The sequence below is a fragment of the Planktotalea sp. genome, from assembly GCF_039984035.1.
In the GTDB taxonomy this organism is placed as follows: Bacteria; Pseudomonadota; Alphaproteobacteria; order Rhodobacterales; family Rhodobacteraceae; genus Planktotalea.
On the sequence record NZ_JBDWVM010000135.1, the window covers coordinates 1 to 3,522 of the forward strand.

Sequence of the window (3,522 nt, forward strand, 5' to 3'; positions counted from 1 at the left end):
CGGCGCTCATATAGGCAGACATTGCTATTTCTGCATCGCTCGCGTTTGCACCAAGAGGAAGCCCAGCCAAGGCCATGACTTCAAACCCCTTATCGCGGAAGATTTGCATCCGTTCAGCGGCATTTGTTGCACTGGCATCTACGGCAAATGTGATCGGATAGGGAAAGGCTGCCAACGCTTCGACGCCAAGTTCATCATCGCCCTCGTCGATCAGCACAATAGACATGAGTGGCTTGCCCTCTTCCGCCTCAAACGGGGCGGCGAACCGCTCGATCGGGGGCGGCGCGACTGCGCTTTCTTCTTCGACTGGGCTTTCAGCTGGCTCTTCACTGGGGGCTTCGTCAGTAACGGATGGCAAACGGTTGGTCGTCACCTCTGGCGCCAAGTCCCCTACTGTGCCTGATGGTTCAGGCAACGCAGCGACAACCTCTTCGGTCTCGCTTTGCTCTGGTTCAGCTGCTGGCTCTGGCTCAACCGGCGCATCCGCTTCTGTGGTGTCCAGCTCTTCAGGTTCGCTCTCAGGGTCAAACACTTCGTCGTCTGCGGCGCTTTCAGCTGGGGCGCCTGCGTCATCTGCAACTGCGCTTTTATCTGCGACATCCGCTTGGGTTTGCTCCGGCTCGGCAGGATCGCTTGCAGTTTCCAGTGGTGCCTCAGCGTCAACCGGTTCGGCGGCAGCGACCTCTTCTGCGAGGGCTGCGACGGCCTCTTCAACAACATCGGTTTCTGCGACCTCATCAGCCGCTTTTTCCATATTCTGCTCAACAGCGTCTTCGCTAGCGGCGCTCACATCTTCGGCAACAGCTGCAGGAGCTTCCATTGCCTCTTCAACTACCGCTTCGGGCGCTGCGGCCGTATTCGCGACGTCCAAGTCAGCTGGTTTGAAGTCAGGATAGGCCAGTGAAAGCCCGCCGGCACCGAGCCCCGCGGCAACTGTACCCCAAATTAGTCCCGAAAACATGCCTCTAGCCACTGTAGCCTCGCCCCAAACTGATATATCTATATTGCGCGTAAGTTAGGCCCTTTGCAGCGTGCAAGACAAGGGGCCTCTTGACCCTCGCGTGTTCAACTGAACATGTAGGGTGCAAATCTGGCTGTGCTTTGTGCAAAGCACCCGTGAAATTGAGGTCTGGAATGCTACTGCTGATCGATAACTATGATAGTTTCACCTATAATTTGGTGCATTATCTGGGCGAATTAGGCGCTGATGTTAAAGTTGTGCGCAATGATGCGATCAATCCGCAGGAAGCGATGGGGCTGAATCCCGCTGGTATCTTGCTCTCCCCCGGTCCTTGCGATCCTGATCAGGCGGGAATTTGCCTTGAAATGGTGAAGCTCGCCGCAGAAGAGCGCATGCCGCTTATGGGCGTGTGCCTTGGTCATCAGACGATTGGACAGGCTTTTGGCGGTAAAGTCGTACGTTGCCATGAAATCGTGCATGGCAAGATGGGGCAGATCAAGCACAGTAATGAAGGCCTGTTTGCAGGTCTGCCAAGCCCGTTCCCAGCGACGCGTTACCATTCGCTTGTCGTCGAACGCGAGAGCTTGCCAGATGATCTAAAGATCACAGCGGAACTAGAGGACGGCACGATCATGGGGCTTGAGCACCGCGAGCTGCCAATTCACGGTGTGCAATTTCACCCTGAATCGATCCGCTCCGAAAATGGTCATGCGATGTTGCAGAACTTCCTCAACACAATGAAGGTGCCAGTATGAGCGACGCGCTAAAGCCCCTGATCGACGCCGCAGCCGATCGCCCACTCACCCGCACCGAAGCGGAAGCCGCTTTTGAAATCCTGTTCACCGGAGAAGCGACACCGAGCCAGATTGGCGGCTTGCTCATGGCGATGCGCACGCGCGGTGAAACGGTCGATGAATATGCAGCAGCTGCCTATGTGATGCGCGCCAAATGCAACGCGGTCAAAGCGCCTGAGGGCGCGATGGACATCGTAGGCACGGGCGGTGACGGCAAGGGCACGCTTAACATCTCAACAGCGACCGCTTTTGTTGTGGCTGGCGCTGGTGTTCCTGTCGCCAAACACGGCAACCGCAATCTGAGCTCAAAATCGGGCGCAGCTGATGCGCTTGGTCAAATGGGGATCGACGTCATGGTCGATGCCAGCGTCGTGCAAAGCGCTATCGAGAGCTGCGGTATCGCCTTTATGATGGCGCCGATGCACCATCCCGCTACGCGCCACGTTATGCCGACACGCGCAGAGCTGGGCACGCGCACAATTTTCAACATCCTTGGCCCCCTGACCAACCCCGCTGGCGTGAAACGTCAATTGACTGGCGCGTATCGCCGTGACCTGATCAAACCTATGGCCGAAACGCTGGGCCAGCTTGGCTCTGACGTTGCATGGCTCGTGCATGGCAGCGATGGCACGGATGAGCTGAGCATCGCTGGCGTGTCTTGGGTCGCAGCCCTTGAAAACGGCACCGTTCGTGAATTCGAAGTAAACCCAGAAGATGCTGGCCTGCCCGTGCATCCATTTGAGGCCATTCTCGGTGGATCACCTGAAGAAAACGGTCAAGCCTTCCGCGATCTGCTGGATGGCGCGCAAAACGCTTACCGCGATGCTGTGCTTTTGAATAGTGCTGCTGGATTGGTTGTTGCAGGCAAAGCGAGCGATCTGAAAGCTGGCGCAGAAATGGCGCGCGAAAGCATCGACAACGGCGCGGCAAAAGGCAAAGTCGAAGCGCTTACCGCCGCCACCTCAGGCCAAAAATAACATACATATTCCGCGAGCGACTTGACCAAGCGCTGCAACTTAGGACGACCACATGACCCAGACCGCATTAGATCGCATCAAGGCCTATAAACTTGAAGAAATCGAAGCCGACAAAGCTGCGAAGCCTTTGGCCGATGTTGAAGCAGAAGCGCGCGCCGCGTCCCCGACTCGTGGCTTTTCAGATGCGCTTCATCGTGCGTCGCGCGAAGGGTATGGATTGATCGCAGAGGTCAAGAAAGCATCGCCTTCCAAAGGCTTGATCCGAGAAGATTTCGATCCCGCCTCCCTTGCTGGCGCTTATGAGCGCGGCGGCGCGACTTGCCTGTCCGTTCTCACCGACACACCCAGTTTTCAAGGCGCAAAGAATTTCCTAACGGACGCGCGCGATGCTGTGCAGCTTCCTGCGCTGCGCAAGGATTTCATGTATGACACCTATCAAGTGGCCGAGGCACGCGCGCTTGGGGCGGATTGCATTTTGATCATCCTCGCCTCTGTTTCAGACAGCCAAGCCGCTGAACTAGAAGATGCCGCCTTCGGTTGGGGCATGGATGTCCTGCTCGAAGTGCACAACGCTCCTGAATTGGAGCGCGCATCGCAGTTGAAATCACCGCTCATGGGCATCAACAACCGCAACCTGAAAACCTTTGAGACGACATTGGTCACCACGCGCGAGCTAAGCCGAATGGTCCCGGAAGATCGCCTGATCATTTCCGAAAGCGGCTTGTTCACACCCGACGATTTGGCCGACATGTCCCGCTCTGGTGCGCGCACGTTCCTGATCGGGGAAAGC

Annotated in this window: 4 protein-coding genes; 3 read left to right on the top strand and 1 reads right to left on the bottom strand. The window is 56.8% G+C overall.

Going from position 1 to position 3,522, the window contains the following annotated elements:
* Nucleotides 1–961: divergent polysaccharide deacetylase family protein (locus ABJQ89_RS06105; protein WP_348495378.1), on the bottom strand; the 961-nt coding region annotated here is incomplete at its 3' end.
* A 173-nt stretch (nucleotides 962–1,134) separates the two neighbouring features.
* On the opposite strand from ABJQ89_RS06105, the gene ABJQ89_RS06110 reads away from it, so the two are divergent.
* From ABJQ89_RS06110 to trpC, 3 genes are all read left to right on the top strand, one after another.
* Entirely contained in the window at nucleotides 1,135–1,716 is a 582-nt protein-coding gene (locus tag ABJQ89_RS06110; RefSeq protein ID WP_348495379.1) for an aminodeoxychorismate/anthranilate synthase component II, read from the top strand.
* A complete protein-coding gene (gene trpD, locus ABJQ89_RS06115) occupies nucleotides 1,713–2,732 on the top strand; it encodes an anthranilate phosphoribosyltransferase (protein WP_348495380.1) in 1,020 nt (339 codons plus the stop codon). The genes ABJQ89_RS06110 and trpD overlap by 4 nt, the downstream gene beginning before the upstream one ends.
* A 52-nt stretch (nucleotides 2,733–2,784) precedes the next feature.
* Nucleotides 2,785–3,522: indole-3-glycerol phosphate synthase TrpC (gene trpC, locus ABJQ89_RS06120; protein WP_348495381.1), on the top strand; the 738-nt coding region annotated here is incomplete at its 3' end.